The sequence below is a fragment of the Pedococcus cremeus genome (assembly GCF_900111375.1).
Lineage (GTDB): Bacteria > Actinomycetota > Actinomycetes > Actinomycetales > Dermatophilaceae > Pedococcus_A > Pedococcus_A cremeus.
On the sequence record NZ_FOHB01000008.1, the window covers coordinates 56,652 to 76,414 of the forward strand.

18 protein-coding genes are annotated in these 19,763 nt (G+C 72.8%); 9 read left to right on the forward strand and 9 right to left on the reverse strand.

Annotated features, from left to right (window positions below; all coding sequences use genetic code 11):
- Positions 1-116: 116 nt before the first annotated feature.
- Positions 117-821, reverse strand: coding sequence for a response regulator transcription factor (locus tag BMW78_RS15410; protein ID WP_281247092.1), 705 nt, complete (start codon positions 819-821; stop codon positions 117-119).
- 128 nt (positions 822-949) lie between these two features.
- Between BMW78_RS15410 and BMW78_RS15415 the strand changes: the two genes are divergently transcribed.
- Positions 950-1,210 (forward strand): metal-sensitive transcriptional regulator, encoded by a 261-nt coding sequence (locus BMW78_RS15415; RefSeq protein ID WP_091761573.1) that lies wholly within the window; start codon positions 950-952, stop codon positions 1,208-1,210.
- Between the two features lie 95 nt (positions 1,211-1,305).
- Here BMW78_RS15415 and BMW78_RS15420 read toward each other — a convergent pair whose 3' ends face one another.
- Positions 1,306-2,943, reverse strand: a complete 1,638-nt coding sequence (locus BMW78_RS15420; protein ID WP_091761575.1) for a DNA repair helicase XPB — start codon at positions 2,941-2,943, stop codon at positions 1,306-1,308.
- A 5-nt stretch (positions 2,944-2,948) separates the two neighbouring features.
- Entirely contained in the window at positions 2,949-3,701 is a 753-nt protein-coding gene (locus BMW78_RS15425) for a DUF4190 domain-containing protein (protein WP_091761577.1), read from the reverse strand.
- Between the two features lie 91 nt (positions 3,702-3,792).
- On the opposite strand from BMW78_RS15425, the gene BMW78_RS15430 reads away from it, so the two are divergent.
- The gene (locus BMW78_RS15430) at positions 3,793-4,731 is read left to right on the forward strand and encodes a hydroxymethylglutaryl-CoA lyase (protein ID WP_091761950.1); all 939 of its coding nucleotides are present in this window, start codon (positions 3,793-3,795) and stop codon (positions 4,729-4,731) included.
- A gap of 52 nt (positions 4,732-4,783) precedes the next feature.
- On the opposite strand, the gene BMW78_RS15435 is transcribed toward BMW78_RS15430, so the two are convergent.
- Positions 4,784-7,135 carry a helicase-associated domain-containing protein gene (locus BMW78_RS15435; protein ID WP_143056291.1) on the reverse strand — a complete coding sequence of 784 codons (2,352 nt, stop codon included), beginning with the start codon at positions 7,133-7,135 and terminating at the stop codon, positions 4,784-4,786.
- A 132-nt stretch (positions 7,136-7,267) separates the two neighbouring features.
- On the opposite strand from BMW78_RS15435, the gene BMW78_RS20530 reads away from it, so the two are divergent.
- Together BMW78_RS20530 and BMW78_RS15440 are read left to right on the forward strand one after the other, a co-directional pair.
- Positions 7,268-8,050: a hypothetical protein gene (locus BMW78_RS20530; protein ID WP_143056292.1), complete on the forward strand. Its 783-nt coding sequence runs from the start codon at positions 7,268-7,270 to the stop codon at positions 8,048-8,050.
- 118 nt (positions 8,051-8,168) lie between these two features.
- On the forward strand, positions 8,169-9,104 hold the full coding sequence (locus BMW78_RS15440; RefSeq protein WP_091761581.1) for an aldose 1-epimerase family protein: 936 nt from the start codon (positions 8,169-8,171) through the stop codon (positions 9,102-9,104).
- Here the strand turns inward: BMW78_RS15440 and BMW78_RS15445 are convergent.
- Positions 9,072-10,499: an MFS transporter gene (locus tag BMW78_RS15445; RefSeq protein WP_091761583.1), complete on the reverse strand. Its 1,428-nt coding sequence runs from the start codon at positions 10,497-10,499 to the stop codon at positions 9,072-9,074. The genes BMW78_RS15440 and BMW78_RS15445 overlap by 33 nt on opposite strands.
- Before the next feature lie 199 nt (positions 10,500-10,698).
- Here BMW78_RS15445 and BMW78_RS15450 point away from each other — a divergent pair, with 199 nt between their 5' ends.
- Together BMW78_RS15450 and BMW78_RS15455 are read left to right on the forward strand one after the other, a co-directional pair.
- A complete protein-coding gene (locus BMW78_RS15450) occupies positions 10,699-11,094 on the forward strand; it encodes a cold-shock protein (RefSeq protein ID WP_091761585.1) in 396 nt (131 codons plus the stop codon).
- Position 11,095: 1 nt separating this feature from the next.
- On the forward strand, positions 11,096-11,836 hold the full coding sequence (locus BMW78_RS15455; RefSeq protein ID WP_091761587.1) for a DUF3027 domain-containing protein: 741 nt from the start codon (positions 11,096-11,098) through the stop codon (positions 11,834-11,836).
- A gap of 27 nt (positions 11,837-11,863) precedes the next feature.
- Here BMW78_RS15455 and BMW78_RS15460 read toward each other — a convergent pair whose 3' ends face one another.
- Entirely contained in the window at positions 11,864-12,187 is a 324-nt protein-coding gene (locus BMW78_RS15460; RefSeq protein WP_245735897.1) for a DUF2530 domain-containing protein, read from the reverse strand.
- A 51-nt stretch (positions 12,188-12,238) separates the two neighbouring features.
- Here BMW78_RS15460 and BMW78_RS15465 point away from each other — a divergent pair, with 51 nt between their 5' ends.
- From BMW78_RS15465 to BMW78_RS15475, 3 genes are all read left to right on the forward strand, one after another.
- Positions 12,239-13,729 carry an NCS2 family permease gene (locus BMW78_RS15465; RefSeq protein ID WP_091761591.1) on the forward strand — a complete coding sequence of 497 codons (1,491 nt, stop codon included), beginning with the start codon at positions 12,239-12,241 and terminating at the stop codon, positions 13,727-13,729.
- Between the two features lie 320 nt (positions 13,730-14,049).
- The gene (locus BMW78_RS15470) at positions 14,050-14,508 is read left to right on the forward strand and encodes a MarR family winged helix-turn-helix transcriptional regulator (protein ID WP_091761593.1); all 459 of its coding nucleotides are present in this window, start codon (positions 14,050-14,052) and stop codon (positions 14,506-14,508) included.
- Positions 14,505-15,791 (forward strand): MFS transporter, encoded by a 1,287-nt coding sequence (locus BMW78_RS15475; RefSeq protein ID WP_091761595.1) that lies wholly within the window; start codon positions 14,505-14,507, stop codon positions 15,789-15,791. The genes BMW78_RS15470 and BMW78_RS15475 overlap by 4 nt, the downstream gene beginning before the upstream one ends.
- 168 nt (positions 15,792-15,959) lie before the next feature.
- On the opposite strand, the gene BMW78_RS20880 is transcribed toward BMW78_RS15475, so the two are convergent.
- The 3 genes from BMW78_RS20880 to BMW78_RS15490 all read right to left on the reverse strand — a co-directional run bounded on the left by BMW78_RS20880 (position 15,960) and on the right by BMW78_RS15490 (position 19,589).
- Entirely contained in the window at positions 15,960-17,258 is a 1,299-nt protein-coding gene (locus BMW78_RS20880) for a lytic transglycosylase domain-containing protein (protein ID WP_091761597.1), read from the reverse strand.
- Positions 17,259-17,386: 128 nt separating this feature from the next.
- Complete coding sequence (serC, locus tag BMW78_RS15485; RefSeq protein WP_091761599.1) at positions 17,387-18,514, reverse strand: phosphoserine transaminase; 1,128 nt, start codon at positions 18,512-18,514, stop codon at positions 17,387-17,389.
- Between the two features lie 277 nt (positions 18,515-18,791).
- Complete coding sequence (locus BMW78_RS15490; protein WP_091761600.1) at positions 18,792-19,589, reverse strand: endonuclease domain-containing protein; 798 nt, start codon at positions 19,587-19,589, stop codon at positions 18,792-18,794.
- Positions 19,590-19,763 lie beyond the last annotated feature (174 nt).

Genomic DNA, 19,763 nt, shown 5'->3' on the forward strand with positions numbered 1-19,763 from the left:
AGGCGGCCGGAGCCGTGGGTCCAGGGGGCGGGCCGGTCTGACCGGCCGGGGCGCCGCCGGGTGAACCGGGCGCGTCCGGCGCCCCCGTGGTCCGGGCGGGCGCCTCGCGGGACACCTCAGGACTCCGGCAGGCGGCGGAGCACGTAGCCGACGCCGCGCTTGGTGTGGATCAGCGGCGGCAGGCCGTCGATGTCGATCTTGCGGCGCAGGTAGGAGATGTAGGACTCGACGATGCCGGACTCGCCGCGGAAGTCGTAGTCCCAGACGTGGTCGAGGATCTGCGCCTTCGACAGCACCCGGTTGGGGTTGAGCATGAGGTAGCGCAGCAGCTTGAACTCGGTGGGGGAGACGTCGATGACCCGGTCCCCGCGGCGCACCTCGTGGCTGTCCTCGTCGAGCTCGAGGTCCTCGAACCGCAGGGCGGCGCTCTCGTCGAGCTCCCCGCGCGTGCGGCGCAGCACGGCGCGGATGCGGGCGACGACCTCCTCGAGGCTGAACGGCTTGGTGACGTAGTCGTCGCCGCCGACGGTCAGGCCCTTGACCTTGTCGTCGAGGGAGTCGCGGGCGGTGACGAAGACGATGGGCAGCTGGCGCCCCGCCTCACGCAGCCGGCGGGTGACGGTGAAGCCGTCCATGTCGGGCAGCATGACGTCGAGCACCACGAGGTCGGGCTGCTGCTCCGAGGCCACCCGGATCGCGGTGCCGCCGTCGCCGGCCACCTGCACCTCGAAGCCGGCGAAGCGGAGCGAGGTGGCCAGCAGCTCACGGATGTTCGGCTCGTCCTCGACCACCAGCAGACGGGCCTCGGGGGTGCTGTTCACCCTGCCAGTCTCTCCCCGATCGCTGGGAGTTTCCTGACAGCGCGCTGAGAGCATGTCCACAGTGCGAGGAATGCGAGGAGACCCCGACGCGGTTCAATAGGAGTCGCCTGCCAGAACAAGGAGAGCCCATGAACGTCGATCCCGACACCCTCACCGCCGCCCTCAACCGGCTTCGCCGCGCCCAGGGGCAGCTCGGCGGGGTGATCCGGATGATCGAGGAGGGCCGTGAGTGCACCGACGTGGTCACCCAGCTCGCCGCCGTCTCGCGGGCGCTCGACAAGGCCGGGTTCGCCATCATCGCGACCAACCTGCAGCAGTGCATCGTGGCCGGCGACGAGGCGGCGCTCGACAAGGAGAAGCTGGAGAAGCTCTTCCTCTCCCTCGCCTGACGCCTGCGGCCACCAACGGCGCTTGCCAGCGGGTATGCCGCATGGCCGGGTTCGCGACGGAGGCGGGGATGCCGCGTGGCCGGGTTCGCGACGGCTCAGGTCAGGTCGTCGGCGTCGATGATCCGGTAGGCGTAGCCCTGCTCGGCCAGGAACCGCTGCCGGTGGGCGGCGAACTCCGCGTCGACGGTGTCGCGGGAGACCACCGTGTAGAAGTGCGCCGTGCGCCCGTCACCCTTGGGCCGCAGCACCCGGCCGAGGCGCTGGGCCTCCTCCTGGCGTGACCCGAAGGTCCCGGAGACCTGGATGGCCACCGACGCCTCGGGCAGGTCGATCGAGAAGTTGGCGACCTTCGAGACCACGAGCAGGTCGATCTCGCCGGTGCGGAACGCCTGGAACAGCTTCTGCCGCTCGGTCACGCTCGTCTGGCCGGTGATGACCTGGGCCCCGAGGCGGCCGGCGAGCTCGTCGAGCTGGTCGAGGTACTGGCCGATGACCAGCGTCGGCTCACCCTGGTGCCGCTTGACGATCCGCTCGATGACCGGGTTCTTGGCCGGGGTGCACGAGGCCAGGCGGTAGCGGTCCTCCGCCTCGGCCGTGGCGTAGGCCAACCGCTCGGAGTTCGGGAGCGTGACCCGCACCTCGACGCAGTCGGCGGGCGCGATGTAGCCCTGCGCCTCGATGTCCTTCCACGGCGCGTCGTAGCGCTTGGGGCCGATGAGCGAGAAGACGTCGGCCTCCCGGCCGTCCTCGCGCACCAGCGTGGCGGTCAGGCCGAGCCGCCGCCGGGCCTGCAGGTCCGCGGTCATCCGGAAGATCGGCGCGGGGAGCAGGTGCACCTCGTCGTAGACGATGAGGCCCCAGTCGCGGGCGTCGAGCAGGTCGAGGTGGGTGTAGGCGCCCTTCCGCTTCGTGGTGAGCACCTGGTAGGTCGCGATGGTGACCGGCCGGACCTCCTTGCGGGCGCCGGAGTACTCGCCGATCTCGTCCGCGGTGAGCGACGTCCGCTTGACCAGCTCGTCGCGCCACTGCCGCGCCGAGACGGTGTTGGTGACGAGGATGAGGGTCGTCGCCTTCGCCTGGGCCATGGCACCGGCACCGACCAGCGTCTTGCCTGCTCCGCAGGGGAGCACCACCACGCCGGACCCGCCGTGCCAGAACCCGTCGACCGCCTGCTGCTGGTACGGCCGCAGGGACCAGCCGTCCTGGTCGAGGTCGATGCGGTGCGCCTCGCCGTCGACGTAGCCCGCCTCGTCCTCGGCCGGCCAGCCGACCTTGAGCAGCTCCTGCTTGAGGTGGCCCCGCTCCGAGGGGTGCACGACCACGCGGTCGTCGTCGATGCGGTCACCGACCAGCGGCTTGATCTTCTTGTGCCGCAGGACCTCCTCGAGCACCGGCCGGTCGGTGGTGCGCAGCACCAGTCCGTGCTCGTCGTCCTTCTCCAGGGTGAGGCGGCCGTACCGGTCCATCGTGTCCGCGACGTCGACGAGCAGCGCGTGCGGCACGGCATACCGGCTGTAGGTGATCAGGGCGTTGACCACCTGCTCGGCGTCGTGGCCGGCCGCGCGGGCGTTCCACAGGCCGAGCGGGGTGACCCGGTAGGTGTGCATGTGCTCGGGAGCGCGTTCGAGCTCGGCGAACGGGGCGATCGCCCGTCGGGCCTCCTCGGCGCGCGGGTGGTCGACCTCGAGCAGGAGCGTCTTGTCGCTCTGGACGATCAGGGGGCCATCGGGCACGCGGCTCAGTACCCCGTACTGGTGTTGGTGCTGGCGATGATGGCGATGGCGATGATGCCGCCGATCACCACGAACGCGACCGCGATGGCGTAGGCGATCCAGCCCCAACGGGTGAACTTCGACGCCTCCTCGGGCGACTGGTTCTGCTTCGCGACCGCCATGATGCCGAGCACCAGGGCGGGGATGGCGAAGAAGCAGCCGACCAGGGTCGACAGGCCGGAGACCACGAGCAGGGCGATCGCCGAGGTGTTGGTGGTGCCGCGCGGCTGGGCGTACGGCGAGGGCGCGTAGCCCGGCTGGCCGCCGTAGGGCGCCACCTGGCCGTAGGGCTGCTGACCGCCGGGCTGCCCGTAGCCGGGCCGGCCGTATGCCGGCGGGAGGCCTGGCGGGAAGCCGGCACCGGCGGTGCCGGGCGCCCCGGGTGCGGGCGGGGGACCGGGACGGCTGGTGGGGTACCCGCCCGGCGCACCGGCGGCATACGGGTTCTGGGCCTGCCCGTAGGGGTTCGGCGGCTGCTCGTAGGGGCTCTGGCCGCCCGGCTGGTCGGACGCCGTCGGCGGCTGCGGGGGCAGCTGCTGGGTGTTGTCGGTCGGCACGGCCTCGGTCTGGTCGCCGGAGCTCCACGCGCCCTCGGAGCCCGACGGGGTCGGGCCGGCCTGCCCCGTGCGGTCGCCGTCGTCCCACGTCGGGGCGGTGGGGTCGCGGTACTCGGGGCCCTCGCCGGAGGCGGAGCCGGGCTCTCGAGGCGTGTCGCTCATGAAGCCAGCGTATATCTGCCGCTCGTACCGGGACCGCGGTCCTGCTCGCGGTCCTGCTCGCGGTGATGGTGGCAGGATCGGGCGGGTGAGCATGAGAGCCCCGCAGCGCGAGCCCGCCTCCGACCTGCCGCAGCGCATCACGATCTACGAGGTCGGGCCGCGCGACGGCCTGCAGAACGAGAAGACGGTCGTGCCCGCCGAGGTGAAGGCGGAGTTCATCCGCCGCTTGGCCGGCGCGGGCCTCGAGACCATCGAGACGACGTCGTTCGTGCCGCCGTCGTGGGTGCCCCAGCTGGCCGACGCCTCGGAGGTGCTCCAGCTGCTCGGTGACGACGGCCTCGGGCCGCGGCGCCCGGTGCTGGTGCCCAACGAGCGCGGGCTCGACCGGGCGCTGGAGGCAGGGGTCGGTGCGGTGGCCATCTTCGGCAGTGCCACCGAGACCTTCGCCCGCAAGAACCTCAACCGCACGGTGGCCGAGTCGGTGGAGATGTTCGCCCCCGTCGTGGCCCGGGCGCGCGAGGCCGGGCTGTGGGTGCGCGCCTACGTGTCCATGTGTTTCGGCGACCCGTGGGAGGGGCCGGTGCCCGTCGAGCAGGTGGTCGAGGTCTCCCGGCGGCTCATGGACCTCGGCTGCGACCAGCTCTCGCTCGGCGACACCATCGGGGTCGGCACCACCGGCCACGTCAGCCGCCTCCTCGACGCCCTCGACGCGGCCGGGATCGGTGCCGACCGGGTGGGCGTGCACTTCCACGACACCTACGGGCAGGCGCTCGCCAACACCCTCACCGCGCTGCGGCACGGTGTCACCGTGGTCGACGCCTCGACCGGCGGGCTCGGCGGCTGTCCCTACGCCAAGAGCGCCACCGGCAACCTCGCCACCGAGGACCTCGTCTGGGCGCTGCACGGCGCAGGCGTCGAGACCGGCGTCGACCTCGAGTCGCTCGTGGAGACCAGCGTCTGGATGGCCGGGCAGCTCGGACGGCCCTCGCCGTCGCGGGTGGTGCGGGCGCTGGCGGGATCCCCCGAGTAGGGGTGACGCCCGTCGCAGACGGTTCCCGCGGGTCCTCGCGGAGACCGGGCCGCTAGTTCGCCGAGGCGCCGGTCACTCGGTGGATCGACAGGGTGCGGGCCGTGCCGTCGGCCGTGCCGTGCACCCGCCCTCCCTCGACCCGCTCGGGGTAGAACAGCATCCGCTGCACCCCGCCCGCGGCGTCGGAGTAGCCGATCCAGACGCCCTGCCGGTCGGCTGCGGCCTCCCGCAGCACGGCGAGCGTGGTGGTGGGGTCGGTGCTCGGCAGCGGCGGGCCCGGCCGCGAGGCGAGCTCCGCGCGCTGGTATGCCGCCGCCTCCTCGCCGGCGCGCAGCGCGCCGACCAGGGTGCGGGCCAGGTCGTCGTCGACGGTGTGGATGGTGGGGGTCGGCTGGCTCCGTCGCGGAGGGGTGCGGTGGTGGCCGGTCGTGGGCACGAGCAGGCCGCCCTCCGCGGACTCGGCCGCCGGGGCGTAGCCGGCGTCGCGGAGGAAGTCGAGCGCGGTCGGGGCGCCGACGGGCGAGACCAGCACGGTGGGCGCGATCTTTCGCAGCTGCAGGGGGCTGAGCGCCCGGTCGGCCAGCATGGCGGTGAGGGTGGCCTCGTCGTCGCAGCGGACGTAGGAGCCGACCGAGCCGACCCGGGTCTGGCCGTGTCGCCGGGCGACGTCGCGCACGAGGTAGTCCAACGGCTGGGGGAGCGGGGTGTGGCTGGCGTCGGTGAGCGCCGCCAGCACCTGGTCGACCGACCACCCGGCGTCGAGGCAGCGTCGCACCGAGTCGGGCGTGAACCGGTAGACGGTGGCCCCGCCCCGGGACTCGACATCGGCGACCAGGCGCATGAACTGGGCCAGGCCGCCCTCGAGCGGGCCGGGAGCGATGGCCGTCAGGTCGGCCTGCAGCAGCACGTGCTCGACCGGGGCCGGCAGGTGCGCGTGCATGGCCGCCGCGAGCCGGTCGGCGTCCGCGTCGGCGAGCAGGGCTCGGCCTGCGTGGGAGAGGGCGCCGCGGCCGGTGACGCCCAGCCACTCGGCCTCCTCGGCCACCGCGGCCACCACGGCGTCGACGGTCGGGGGCAGCCGTCGCGGCCGACGCCAGCGCAGCGCCTGCACGACGGACTCCCGCTCCGGTGCCGTGCCCTCGGGCAGCCGCTCGAGCTCGCCGAGCACGTCGCGGCGCAGCCCACGCGCGGGCGGCCAGGAGACGTCGGGCCCGAGCGCGTTCACCGTGCCCGAGCCGCCGGGCGGGGTGCCACCCACCAGGTGCGAGGCCCGCGTCGACACCAGCCAGGCCTGGGCCAGCCTCGCCCAGCGGGAGGCCCCCGGCAGCTGCTGCCAGTCGTCGTAGGCCGGGGTCGGTGCCCACACCGGCTCCAGCGAGCCGTCGTCGCCCACGAGGCCCGCGTCGAGCGCGACCTCCGCGACGAAGGCAGCGCGGCGTTCGGGCACGTCGAGCACCTGGGCCAGCCGGCGCAGGTCGCGCACCGCCAGGCCCCCGGCCCGCAGCACGCGCGGTGGGCGGGGCCCCCACTCGGCTGCGAGCTCGTCGACCAGCACGAGCAGGTCGCTCACCTGCTGGCCGGCGGCACTGTCCACCACGGGCGCGTCGTGGGACCGGCCCTGGACGGCCGGTGGGCCGAGCAGCAGGTCGCGGTGCAACCGCCCGCCCCGCAGCCGCAGGCCCACCTCACGGGGCAGCACGACCTGGTCCGCCGAGACCGCCAGCAGCAGGCCCTCGGTGAGCAGCCAGCGTGCGCCCTCGGCCACCTTGCCCGCGGCGCCGTGGGTCGGCGGTACGGCCAGCGGCGGCCCCCAGGTCAACCGGTCGAGGATGGCCCGGGCGGGCTCGGGTGCCGACGCTAGCAGGGCGTCGAGGCGTGCCGGGTCGGCGAGCGCTGCTGGGGTCGTGCCGCGCACCTCGGCGGCGGCCGGGCCGAGCCCCGCGATGTGCGGGCCGAGCGCCTCGACGGCCGTCCGCGTGACGTGCAGTCCGTCGGCGCCGCGCCACAGCAGGGCCGACGACCACAGGCTGTGCAGCAGGCCCCGCACGCGGTCGCCCATGCCGGGTTCGCCGCTGGGTCCGTCGCTGTGCTCGTCGGGGCCGCCGAGGTGGGTCAGCAGCAGCCCCTCGTCGAGGGCGCCGAGCTGCAGGGCCGCCACCTCCAGCACCTGGAGGTGCGCGCGGTCGAGGGAGTCGAGCGCACGGTGGACGCTGGCTCGCGTGCTGGCCCGCGCCGCCAGCGAGGTCAGGTCGGCGGGGGCCGGTCGCGCGAGGTCGGGTCGGCGCTGGAGCAGCTCGCGCAGCTCGTCGTCAGTGCGCCCGCGGATGTCGTCGGCCAGCGACCGCACCGGCTGCGGCGCCGCCGAGTCGGCGACGTCGGTGGCGGCGTTCGACGAGGTGGGCACCCGACCAACGGTAGTCGCGCACGGATGCGAGCACCTCGCCGCAGTGGGCGGTAACTCGTGGTGGGCTTCCAGCCGCCTCCCATCGACCTCACAGGATGCGGGGCCATGCTGGTGACGACGGAAGGAGTCGCCATGCCTGACCCGACGCAGCCGATGCCGCCGGCCCAGCCCCCTCGATCGCAGCCCCCTCAGGCTGCCGCGGCGGGTCAGGGCGCTCCGCCGCCGGGGGCGGCAGGTCCCGGTGCACCGGCAGGTCCGCCGCCGGCCCAGAGCGGCTGGCCGCCACAGGGTGAGCCACACCAGCCCTACGGTCCGCCACCTCGCCGTCCGGGGCTGTGGCGCCAGGCCACCTCCACCACCGGCGGCAAGCTCGCGACCGGCATCGCCATCGTCCTCGCCGGCGTGCTGCTGCTCGGCGTGCTGGCGGTCGGCGCGTTCGGGGCCACCCGTGCGGTCGGCCTGTGGGGCGACCACGGTCAGCGCGCCTCCCAGCGCGACGGCTGGGGGCCGGGCGGCCGGTTCGACGACGGCAACCGCATGGGGCCCGGCATGGGTCCGCGCTCCGGCCCGGGGAACGGCAACGGCAACGGGCAGGGCAACGGCCTGGGCGGCGGGATGACGCGCGGCAACGGCATGCTCGGCCAGCTGGGCGGGGTGCAGCACGGCGAGCTCACCGTGACCGGCAGCGACGGCAAGGCCGTCGTCATGACCGTGCAGCGGGGCACGGTGACCGCCGCCAGTGCGACCTCGGTGTCCGTGCGCAGCGACGACGGCTACGCGCAGACGTATGCCGTGAACGCCTCCACCCGGGTCCGCGGCATCTCGGCGACGCAGCCGCAGAGGGACGACCAGGTGGTCGTGCTGGCCCGCAAGGCCGACAAGGTGGCCACGCAGATCCGCGTGGTGAACCGCTGAGGGACGACACGCTCTCTGCCATGGTGAACCGCTGAGCGCACCCGTCCCCGACCTCCTGGACCGCACCCCCACCGGCTCACCCCCTGCGAGCCGGTGGGGGTGCCAGTAGGTTGCGGCCATGAACGCGGCACGGCAGGAGCACCCCAGCGGCGAGCAGTGGACGATCCGCCACGGCGACCTCGAGGCCACCGTGGTCGAGGTCGGCGGTGGCCTGCGCACCCTCACGGCCGGTGGCCTCGACGTGCTCGCCGGCTACGGCGCTGACGGGATGGCGAGCTCGGGCCGGGGCCAGCTGCTCATGCCGTGGCCCAACCGGCTGCGCGACGGCCGCTACCGGTTCGACGGCCGCGACCAGCAGCTCGCCCTCACCGAGCCCGCCCGCGGCAACGCCAGCCACGGCCTGGTGCGCTGGGCGCTCTGGTCGGTGCTCGACCGGTCGGAGTCGGCCCTCACGGTCGGCTACCGGCTGCACCCACAGCAGGGCTGGTCGGGACGGCTGGACCTGAGCGTCCGCTACGAGCTGTCGGCCGCCGGGCTGGAGGTCAGCACCACCGTGGACAACGTCGGTGCCGACCGGGCGCCCTTCGGCTACGGCGCCCACCCCTACATCGCCCTGGGTGACACCAGCCTCTCCGACGTGGTGCTGACCGTGCCGGCTGTCGAGCAGGTGCTGGTCGACGACCAGCGCAAGCTGCCCACCGGCGCCGCGCCGGTCGAGCAGGACGACCACGACTTCCGCCGGGCGCGGCCACTCGGCGCCACCCGGCTGGACACCGCGTTCACCGGCCTGTCCCGCGACGACGACGGCCGCTGGCGGGTCCGCGTGGGCGGACTCGTCGACCGCCCCGACGTGTCGGTGTGGGGCGACCGCTCCTTCGGCTGGGTGCAGGTCTTCACCGACAAGGGCGAGGACCACGGCGTCGACGGCGTCCGCGGGGTCGCGGTCGAGCCGCTCAGCTGTCCCGCGGACGCGTTCAACTCCGGTGAGGGCCTCGTGGTGCTCGAGCCCGGCGAGCAGTGGTCAGGTCAGTGGGGTCTGGTGGTGCACCGCTGAGGCCCCGGCCAGGGGCTCAGTGAAGGGCTCGGTGACGGGCTCGGTGCCGGGCGCGGCGAGGTGCTCGGTGACGGGCTCGGTGACGGGAGCCGGGGCAGCGCCACGGGCGGGCGCACCCGTGGCCTCCGGGAGCTCCGCCTCACGGTGGAGACCGTTGACGGCCGGCGTGATGCGCTGCTCGAGCAGGCGGGCCAGCCAGACCATGCCGACGCAGCCGCCCACCAGCAGGGCGATGTATACCCCGGCGAGCCGGTGCTGCAGGAGCACGCCCGCCACCACGGGCCCGAGGATGGTCCCGCCCTGGAAGGCGCCCGCGCTGATCGCGTTGTAGCGGCCCCGCAGGTGGTCGGGCGCGAGGTCGTTGGTGATCGCCGGGATGGTCGGCTGCAGCATGGTCTCGCCGAGGGCGAAGAGGCTCATGAAGGTCAGCACCGCCGCGCTGGCCGCCACGGATCCCGGTACGACGCCGCCCACGCCCAGGGACAGCCAGGAGACCGCCCACAGCCCGGACATCACCATGAAGACCCGCGTGCGCCGCTTGCCGCTGATCCGGCCCAGCACCAGGAACTGCAGGCCGACGATGACCGCGGTGTTGATGGCGAACGCGAAGCCGATCACCTCCGTGGAGACGCCGGCGACGCCGCGGGCGAACGCCGGCATGCCGGCCTCCATCTGCCCGTAGCCCACGAAGGTGGCGACGAAGGTCAGCAGCGTCAGCCACAGCACCTCCGGCCGCCGGAGGATCGCGAGGTAGGAGCCCGGCTCGCCGGTGGCGTGCTCGGGCGCCTCGGCGCGGCCGTGCACGTGCCGCAGGGGGCCGAGCAGCAGCGCGATCGGCACGAGCATCGACACGGCGTCGGCGAGGAAGATCGCCGTGAACGTCGCAGGGCGGTCGACGTCGACCACGATGCCGCCGACCACGCCGCCCACCCCGATGCCGAGGTTGACGAGCGCGAAGTTGATGCCGAAGTACTGCTGGCGCGCCGAGCCGTCGACGACCGCGGCGATCAGGGCGTTGAAGGCCGGCCACGAGATGCCGAAGCTGAAGCCGAGGAACAGGAAGGCCAGGGCCACCGTCAGCGGCGTCGTCGCGAAGGCCAGGACCACGCAGCCGACGAGCTGCGCAGTCGTGGCCAGCAGCAGCATGACGCGGGCGCCCAGGCGGTCGGTGAGGCTGCCGCCGGGCCCGGTGACGGCCAGGGCGAACACCGCGATGAGCGACATGAGCAGGCCCGACAGGCCGAGTTCGATGCCGCGGACCTCGTGCAGGTAGATCACCGTGAACGGCAGGGTCAGGCCGCGGCCGAGGGTCTGGATGGCGACCGTCGACAGGAGCCACCGGCCCTCGGTCGGCAGCTGGGCCCAGAACTCCCGGGTTCCCCCGCGTGTGGTCATGCCCGCCATCGTCCCGTACGCCCCCGACAGCCCCTCAACCGGTTTTCCCGGCCGCCTCCGAGGGGGCGGAGAGCGCGTGCCGCCCACGCGGCATACCGGCTCATGGATTTGGCCCGACACGTTAGCCTTGCGTGAGGCGCACTTCCAGCAGCGCCGAACACGAGCTTCTTTTGACTTCTTTCACAGGCAGAGGTGGGCAGTGCCTACAGGCAAGGTCAAGTGGTACGACGCGGAGAAGGGCTTCGGCTTCCTCTCCGACGACGAGGGTGGTGACGTGTTCCTGCACGCCAACGCCCTCCCGGAGGGCGTCACCACCCTCAAGGGCGGCACCCGCGTCGAGTTCGGCATCGTGGAGGGCCGGCGCGGTGCGCAGGCGCTGTCGGTGCGCGTCCTCGAGCCCGCGCCCAGCGTCAGCGCCGGCAAGCGCGAGCAGGCCCGCATGAAGCCCGAGGACCTCGTCACGGTCATCGAGGACAGCATCAAGCTGCTCGACGACGTCTCGAACTCGCTGCGCCGCGGCCACCGGCCCGACAAGGCCCACGGCAACAAGCTCGCCAAGGTGCTGCGCGGCCTCGCCGACCAGCTGGAGTCCTGACGTGCCGGCACCCAAGGACGACGCCGTGCTGAAGGCCTCGGTGGACCTGGCCCGCGAGGCTGCCGAGTCGATCGCCGAGGCCGGCACGGTCGGTGACCACCTCGGCATGGAGATGGTCGAGGAGCGCCTCGCCACCCACTATTTCGCCTGCACCGCCGCGGCCTACCCCGGCTGGCGCTGGGCCATCACCGTGGCCCGCGTGCCGCGCGGGAAGGTCGCCACGGTCTGCGAGACCAACCTCGTGCCCGGCGAGGGCGCGCTGCTGTCGCCCGAGTGGGTGCCGTATGCCGAGCGGCTGGCTCCCGGCGACGTCGGCCCCGGCGACGTGCTCCCCTACAAGGAGGAGGACGCCAACCTCGAGCCCGGTTTCGAGGCGACCGGCGACGAGGACGTCGACCAGGTGGCCCTGTGGGAGCTCGGCCTCGGGCGCCCGCGGGTCCTGTCGGCCGAGGGGCGCGAGGCGGCGGCCCAGCGCTGGTACGACGGCGACAACGGGCCCCACGCCGAGGTCGCCGAGAAGGCCCCGGCGCCGTGCTCCTCGTGCGGCTACTTCCTCCCCATGGCGGGGGCGTTGAGGTCTTTTTTCGGCGTGTGCGCCAACGCCTGGTCACCCAGCGACGGTCGCGTCGTGAGTCTTGACCACGGCTGCGGCGCCCACTCCGAGGTCGACGTCGATCAGCAGTCACCCGTGTCCGGCGGCGGCGAGCCGCTGGTCGACGAGGAGGCCTTCGACCTGGTCTGACGCTCAGGCGTCGGAGGCGTCTAGCGCTCAGGCGTCGGAGGCGTTGCCGCGCCCGCGGCGCACGTAGCTGTACCCGAGCAGGCCGAGCACGATCCCGGCCACACAGCACCACGGCCACCACGACCGGTCGCCGGTGTGCAGGGCCGGCACCGCGAGGGTGACGACCAGCGCCACCGCCCACAGCCCGATACCCCACAGCACCACCCGCGTGGTGCGCCAGGGCAGCGGCTGCGGCTCGGTCACCCGGGCTGACGAGCCCACCGCCGGGCCTACCGCCGGGCCCACTGCCGGACCGGCCGCGTGGCCGGTGGTGGGCGCGCCGTCGGGGCGGCTCGCGCTGGGCTGTCTCACGACGGCAGCCTATCGCCAGGACAAACCTGCCCAGGCCGTACTCTTCTGCCCATGTCGAAAGCCCCCTCCGTGACGCGCGAGGCCGTCTCCACCAGCGCCCTCGACTCGTTCTTCCAGATCACCGAGCGTGGCTCGACGGTCGGCCGCGAGATCCGCGGTGGCCTGGCCACCTTCTTCACGATGGCCTACATCGTCGTGCTCAACCCGCTCATCATCGGCACCCAGGCCGACTCCACCGGCCAGTTCCTCGGTGGCGGCACCAGCCCGAACCTGCACCTGGTCGCCGCGGCCACCGCCCTCGTGGCCGGCGTGATGACCCTGCTCATGGGGGTCGTCGCCAACTACCCGCTGGCCCTGGCCACCGGCCTCGGCCTCAACGCCTTCGTCACCTTCGGGGTGGCCAAGCTGCCGGGGATGACCTGGGCCGACGCCATGGGCCTGGTGGTCATCGAGGGCATCATCATCACGGTGCTGGTGCTCACCGGCTTCCGCCAGGCGGTGTTCCGCGCCATCCCGGCCCAGCTCAAGACCGCGATCAGCGTGGGCATCGGCCTGTTCATCACCATCATCGGCCTGGTCGACGCCGGCTTCGTGCGCAAGCCCGCCGGCGGCCCCGTGCCGGTCGAGCTCGGCATCGGTGGCTTCCTCACCGGGTGGCCGCTGCTCGTCTTCGTCGTGGGCCTGCTGGCGATCATCGTCATGATGGTCAAGGGCGTGAAGGGCGCGATCCTCTACGGCATCGTGGGCGCCACGGTGCTGGCCGTCATCGTCGAGACCATCGCGAACGTCGGTGGCCAGACCGACAACACGGGCAAGCTGGTCAACCCGGCCGGCTGGGGCCTCAACGTCCCGGAGATCCCGAGCTCGGTGGCGAGCCTGCCCGACTTCGGGCTGCTGGGTCACTTCAGCCTGCTCGGCTCGTTCTCCAAGATCGGCATCGTCGCCGCGATGCTGCTCGTCTTCACCCTGCTCCTCGCGGACTTCTTCGACACCATGGGCACGATGGTCGCCATCGGCTCCGAGGCCGGCCTGCTCGACAAGGACGGCAACCCGCCCAACGCCGAGCGCATCCTCATCGTCGACTCCGTCGCCGCCATCGCCGGTGGTGCCGGCTCAGTCTCGTCGAACACCTCCTACATCGAGTCGGCCTCCGGCGTCGGTGAGGGTGCCCGCACCGGCCTGGCCTCCGTGGTCACCGGCGTGCTCTTCCTGCTGGCGACCTTCCTGTCCCCGCTGGTCAACGTCGTGCCCTACGAGGCGGCCACCCCGGCCCTCATCGTCGTGGGCTTCCTGATGATGCAGCAGGTCAAGGGCATCGACTGGGACGACCTCGAGATCGCGATCCCGGCGTTCCTGACGATCGTGCTCATGCCGTTCACCTACTCGATCACCGTGGGCATCGGCGCCGGCTTCGTCGTCTACACCCTGCTGAAGGTCGTTCGCGGCAAGACCAGCCAGATCCACCCCCTGCTCTGGGGTGTCTCGGTGCTGTTCGTCATCTACTTCGCCATCGACCCGCTGCGCAACGCCGTCGGCATCTGACCCCAGGCACCCACCCCGTATGCCGGGTGGTCACCCTCGCGGTGACCACCCGGCACACGCCTTTTCACGGCCGTTTCGAGGCGTCCCGCGGTGGGTACCTGTGCTGATGCCGGTGGAGTCGCGGGGGCGCCCCCGGACGGCAGGGGTCAGGGGGACGGGCCCGGGTGGCGGCAGCCGCTTCCGCCACCCGGGTTCTGTCGGAGTCGGCGCCGGTGCCTCAGTCGGCTCGGACGTCCTCGGCAGGCGGTGGTCACCCCTCGCTGGAATAGTTAGCACAGGTAATGAGTTGTGCTAACTATTGTGAGTGAGGGAGGACTGCCATGACATCACCGGAACGCCGTTCCACCAGTGCTGCCCTGTCGCCCTCCGCCGTCACCGCGCTGGCCGGCGAGCTCCGCCTGGCCTGCATGCGGATCTCGCGTCGCGTCCGCTTCGAGAGCACCCATGAGGTGCCACCGCACCAGTTCAGTGTGCTGGTCCGGCTGGAGGAGACGCCCCGCACCCCCGGTGAGCTGGCGGAGATCGAACGGGTCAGCGCCCCCAGCATGACGCGCACCGTAGGTGCGCTCGTCGAGCGCGGCCTGGTCGCGCGCACCGCCGACCCCTCGGACGGGCGGCAGGTCATCCTGTCGCTGACCGTCGAGGGTCGCCGGGTGCTCAAGGAGATCCGCCGCCGGCGCGACCAGTGGATGACCGTGCGCGTGAAGTCCCTCAGCCCCGAGGAGCAGGACGTGCTGCGCCGCGCCGCCAGCATCCTGTCGAGGGTGGCGAGCGAATGAGCCCGACGTTCTCCTCGCTCTCCATCCGCAACTACCGCATCTACGCCACCGGCGCCTTCATCTCCAACATCGGCACCTGGATGGGCCGGGTCGCCCAGGACTGGCTGGTCCTGACGGTCCTGACCGACCACTCCTCGAAGGCGCTCGGCATCGTCACCGGGCTGCAGTTCCTGCCCTTCCTGCTGCTCGCGCCGTGGGCCGGGATGATCGCCGACCGGTTCCCCAAGCGGAAGACGCTGCTGCTGACCCAGACGGGTCTGGCCACCTCCAGCCTGCTCCTCGGCCTGCTCGCCGTCACCGGCACCGCGCAGCTGTGGATGGTCTACGCCATCGCGCTCTTCACGGGTGTGGCCACGGCGATCGACAACCCCGCGCGGCAGTCGTTCGTCTCCGAGATGGTGCCGCGCGACCGGCTCGCCAACGCCGTGTCGCTCAACAGCGCCTCGTTCAACGCCGGCCGCCTCATCGGCCCCGGCATCGCCGGCCTGACCATCGCCGCCTTCAACACCGGCGTGGCCCTGCTGCTCAACACCCTGACGTTCGTCGCCGTGCTGGTGGCCCTCGTCATGCTGCGGCCGCAGGAGCTGCGACCGGCACCGGTCACCCGTGGCAAGGGCGCCATCCGTGACGGCGTGAGGTACGTCAGGAGCCGCCCCGACATCGTCCTCGTGATGGTCCTGGTGTTCGTGCTGGGCACCTTCGGGATGAACTTCCAGATCACCACGGCCCTCATGGCCACCAAGGAGTTCGGCAAGGGCCCGGAGGAGTACGGCCTGCTCGGCTCGATCATGGCGATCGGGTCGCTGTCCGCCGCGCTGCTGTCCGCCCGGCGCCCCCACCCGCGGCTGCGCACCCTGCTCGTGGCTCTGGCCGGGTTCGTGGTGGCCACCCTGCTGGCTTCAATCGCGCCGACCTACGTGCTGTTCGCCGTCGCCCTCGTGCCCGTCGGGCTCTCGGCGCTCACGGCGCTGACCACCGCGAACGCCATGGTCCAGCTGCGTGTGGAGCCCTTCATGCGCGGCCGCGTCATGGCGCTCTACATGGCGATCTTCATGGGCGGCACCCCGCTCGGCGCCCCCATCATCGGCTGGATCGGTGACGTCTTCGGCGCCCGCTGGACCATCGCCATCGGCACGGTGGCCGTCGGCATCACGCTGGCCGGTGTGTCGGTCTGGCTGGCCCGCCACGAGAATGTCCGGGTGAGCTACGAGTCGCAGCGACGCCCCCGCTTCCGGGTCACCACCGCGCCGGTGTCCGAGGCCATGCCCGAGGCTGCCCGGTGACGCCCACGTTCCGGCGCCGGGTCACCATCGCGGTGCTGGTCGTCGTCGTGGTCGTCGCCGTCGTCGCCGCCCTGGTGAGGTAGCGGGAAGCCGCCCTGCTCGGGGAGCAGGGAGCCGCTCTGGTCAGGTAGCCGAGAAGCCGCCTTGGTCAGGTAGCGGGCCTCTGTGTCACTTCGGGTAGCACATGGGCGGCACGGTCAGGCGCAGCTCGTAGCCCGAGGGGCACACCAGCTGGCCCAGGGAGTTCGTCACCGGCTTCAGCGGCTCGAGTGCCGACGTGGAGGTCGGTGACGGGCTCGACGTCGACGTCGGCGAGGAGGAGGTCGTGCTCGGCTTCGGCTGCAGGGGCTTGGTGACGCCACCCACGACGCCGGTGACCACGTCGGTGATGCCGGTGGTCGACGAGGACGTCGTGGTCGGCTTCGGCAGGGATCCGCTGCCACCGCTGCCCGAGCCGCTGCCGGACCCGGTGCCCTTGCCGGTCCCCGTGGAGCCACCGGTGGACCCCCCGCTGCCGGTGGTGCGGCCGGAGGTGGTCGTCGAGCGAGCCCGGGGCGTGGAGGAGGCGGTCGCGCCCGGGCCCGTGGCCGGCATACCGGAGCCCGCGGCGCTGGACGGCAGGTAGGGGCTGCCGGTGAGCTGGGCGTCGGTCAGGTCGGTGCTCGGGAGCACGGACACCCCGCGCCGGTAGCCCTCGGCGATCGCGACCACCTGGGCGACGTAGGCGTCGCTCTGGTTGTAGCGCAGGACCGCCGAGCGCAGGTCGCCGGCGTCGCGGAGGTCGCCCGGGCCGGAGCAGAGGTAGACGCCGGTGGCCGTGGCCGCGTCGGTGAGGTTCTGCGGGTTGGCGGTGCCGTCACCGTCGGCGTCGACGCCCACGCTGCGCCAGGTGCCGGGGATGAACTGCATCGGGCCGACGGCGCGGTCCCACGTGGTGTCGCGGTCGAGGGACCCGCCGTCGCTGTCACGGATGACGGCCGTGTCGTTGGTGCCGTTCAGCGGCAGCCCGTAGATCCCCGGGCGCACGGTGCCGGAGTCGTCGAGGCCGTTGCCGGCATACCGGCCGTGGTCGCTCTCGACCTTGCCGATGGCCGCGATGAGCGGCCAGTCGATGCCGCAGCCGGGGTCGGCGGCGGCGACGAGCGCAGCCGCCCGCTGGTAGGCGTCGAGGGCCCGCTGGGGGATGCCTGCGGCGGCGACGGCCGGGGCGACCGAGGGCGCCGGAGCCGCGGACGGCAGGCTGGAGGCCACCTCACCCGGGATGGGCGGCAGCGGCGGCAGCACGGGCGCGGCCGGGCGGGTCAGCGGGGCGGCCGGCACGGTGATGACCGGCTTGGCCTGCGCCGTGGAGACGTCCTCGGCGGATGCCCCACCCGTGCTGACCAGCACCGAGCCGGCGCCGATGAGGGCCACCGCCGGCAGGGCAGCGGCGACCGTCCGCCAGGTGAGTCGCGGTTCGCGCGTCATTGCGTGCGTCTCCTCGTGTCCGAGTGCCCCATCCCCGGGGTGTCCACCCGGACCAACGAGGAGCCCGCGCGCAGGTTACGCCCTGGTGGGCGCGTCCGCAGTTTGACCGCGCTCGTCGACCGTGCAGGTCAGAGGCGCTCGACGACGTGCTCGACGCAGGCGATGAGGGCCGACACGTCGTCGGGCTCGACCGCGGGGAACGTCGCCACCCGCAGCTGGTTGCGGCCCAGCTTGCGGTAGGGCTCGACGTCGACGACACCGTTGGCGCGCAGCACCTTGGCGACCGCCGCCGCGTCCACGTCGTCGGAGAAGTCGATGGTCGCCACGACCTGCGACCGCGCGGCCGGGTCCGCGACATACGGGGTCGTGTATGCCGTGCGCTCGGCCCAGTCGTACAGCCGGCCGCTGGAGTCGGCGGTGCGCTTGACCGCCCACTCGAGGCCGCCCTGGCCGTTCAGCCACTCGAGCTGGGCCTTGAGCAGGGCCAGCGTGCCGACCGCGGGGGTGTTGTAGGTCTGGTTCTTGCGCGAGTTGTCGATGGCGGTGGGCAGCGAGAAGAAGTCGGGCACCCAGCGACCGGTGGCCGCGATCTCGTCGACCCGGGCCAGGGCGGCCGGGGAGAAGACCGCCAGCCAGAGGCCGCCGTCGGAGGCGAAGCACTTCTGCGGGCCGAAGTAGTAGACGTCGGCCTCGTTGACGTCGACGGGCAGGCCGCCGGCGCCGGAGGTCGCGTCGATGAGCACGAGCGAGCCCTCGTCGGCGCCCTCGACCCGCTTCACCGGGGCCATGACACCCGTGGAGGTCTCGTTGTGCGGCCAGGCGTAGACATCGACACCGGCCTCGGCCCGCGGCGCGGCGAGGGTGCCCGGGTCGGCCTTGATGATGGTGGAGTCGCCCAGGAAGGGGGCGTTGTTGGTGACGCTGGCGAACTTGGAGGAGAACTCGCCGAAGCTCAGGTGCTGGGCGCGCTCGCGGACCAGGCCGAAGGCGGCGATGTCCCAGAAGGCCGTCGAGCCGCCGTTGCCGAGGACGACCTCGTAGCCCTCGGGGAGGCTGAACAGCTCGCTGATGCCCTCGCGGACGGCGCCGACCAGGTTCTTCACCGGGGCCTGGCGGTGCGAGGTACCCAGCACGGTGGTGCCCAGCGAGGCGAGGTACTCGACCTGCTCGGGGCGGACCTTGGAGGGGCCGGAACCGAAGCGCCCGTCCTGGGGCAGCAGCTCGGCGGGGAGGGTCAGCGGGGCGCTCTCGGTCACGTCAAGTCACCTTCGTCGTCGGTGGCCGCGGTCTGCGGTCGGCAGGGATGTGAACAGGTGGGTGTCGACGCCGTTGTCGGCCTCCAGTCTGACACCGCTGTCCGCCCTGTGGGACGTGAGGTCCACCACGCGGACGGATGCCAGTGTGCTGGTGACGTCGCCGTGGAGGCGAGCGCGCGGCATACGGGAGTGTTGTCGGACCCTGCTCATCCCGCGTCACTGTGCCCACCGAGCTCGGTGGGCACAGTGACGGTTCACGGGCAGAGTGCGTCGGCGGTCAGGCTGACTTCGCCCGGCTCCGACGCCGGGCGGCCTCGATCCACCTCGCGATGCGCTCCGGGTGGCGGAGGTCGGTCCACGTCACCCGCACGACCTCGTAGCCCCACGAGCGCAGCAGGTCTTCGCGGCGCTTCTCGGCGAAGAGGTCGTCGCGGTCGTCGTACTTGACCTTGCCGTCGAACTCGAGCACGACCGGGGCGTCCTCGAGGAGGAAGTCGACGCGGTACCGGGTTCCGTCTCGTTCCAGCACGACCTGAGGCGTCGCGGTGATGCCCAGGTGGCGCAGCACCTGCGCCAACCGGGTCTCCCCGGGGGACTCGTGCCGCCCCTCGGCGTGCACGAGGGCGGCGCGGGCGGTGGCTGTGCCGGGATGCCGAGCCAGGAGCGCGCATGCCTGGGTGAGGTCGGCCGCAGTCAGGCGCTTGCGGTGCAGGGCTGCGTCCGCCGCCGCCAGAGCGGAGATCGGACGGTTCACCGCCCCCGCCTGCACGATCGCGACCGCCAGCCGCTCCTTCGGGGTCAGGGCGACGCCGAGCGCGGGGTGCAGTGTGAAGGCCGGCTGCCGACGGCTCTGCCGGTCGTCGACCCGGGTGAGGTGGACCCGCGTGAGATCGACGTCCACGAGCGGCAGCCCCGCCATGACCAGCGCTGACTGGTGGCTGGCGAAGACCTTGGAGCCGAAGTGGCGCAGCAGGGCGGTGGTCGTCAGCCGGTGACGAGCCTCGTCATCGGCCGGGACCCCGAGCGCCCACCAGCCGCGGGTGAGCGGCGTGCACAGAGCGGCCTTGGCCAGCACACCGAGGCGAGAGGTCCGCAGGCCCAGACCCGACGCGTCCGACGTGCTGAAGACGCCGTCGCGGCAGACCTCGACCAGCTCGGCAGGAATCTACATGGCCTCGACTATGGCGACTCGAGACCGGCGGCCGGCGCAGTTGTGCACAGGCACGGCTGCATCTCGACGCGACTCTGC

Bases quoted from the DNA above. Each gene is read 5' to 3' on its own strand.
- BMW78_RS15415 (WP_091761573.1), top strand. From the start codon at position 950: ATGAACGTCGATCCCGACACCCTCACCGCCGCCCTCAACCGGCTTCGC.
- BMW78_RS15425 (WP_091761577.1), bottom strand. From the start codon at position 3,701: ATGAGCGACACGCCTCGAGAGCCCGGCTCCGCCTCCGGCGAGGGCCCC.
- BMW78_RS15430 (WP_091761950.1), top strand. From the start codon at position 3,793: ATGAGAGCCCCGCAGCGCGAGCCCGCCTCCGACCTGCCGCAGCGCATC.
- BMW78_RS20530 (WP_143056292.1), top strand. From the start codon at position 7,268: ATGCCTGACCCGACGCAGCCGATGCCGCCGGCCCAGCCCCCTCGATCG.
- BMW78_RS15440 (WP_091761581.1), top strand. From the start codon at position 8,169: ATGAACGCGGCACGGCAGGAGCACCCCAGCGGCGAGCAGTGGACGATC.
- BMW78_RS15445 (WP_091761583.1), bottom strand. From the start codon at position 10,499: ATGACCACACGCGGGGGAACCCGGGAGTTCTGGGCCCAGCTGCCGACC.
- BMW78_RS15465 (WP_091761591.1), top strand. From the start codon at position 12,239: ATGTCGAAAGCCCCCTCCGTGACGCGCGAGGCCGTCTCCACCAGCGCC.
- BMW78_RS15470 (WP_091761593.1), top strand. From the start codon at position 14,050: ATGACATCACCGGAACGCCGTTCCACCAGTGCTGCCCTGTCGCCCTCC.
- BMW78_RS15475 (WP_091761595.1), top strand. From the start codon at position 14,505: ATGAGCCCGACGTTCTCCTCGCTCTCCATCCGCAACTACCGCATCTAC.
- BMW78_RS20880 (WP_091761597.1), bottom strand. From the start codon at position 17,258: ATGACGCGCGAACCGCGACTCACCTGGCGGACGGTCGCCGCTGCCCTG.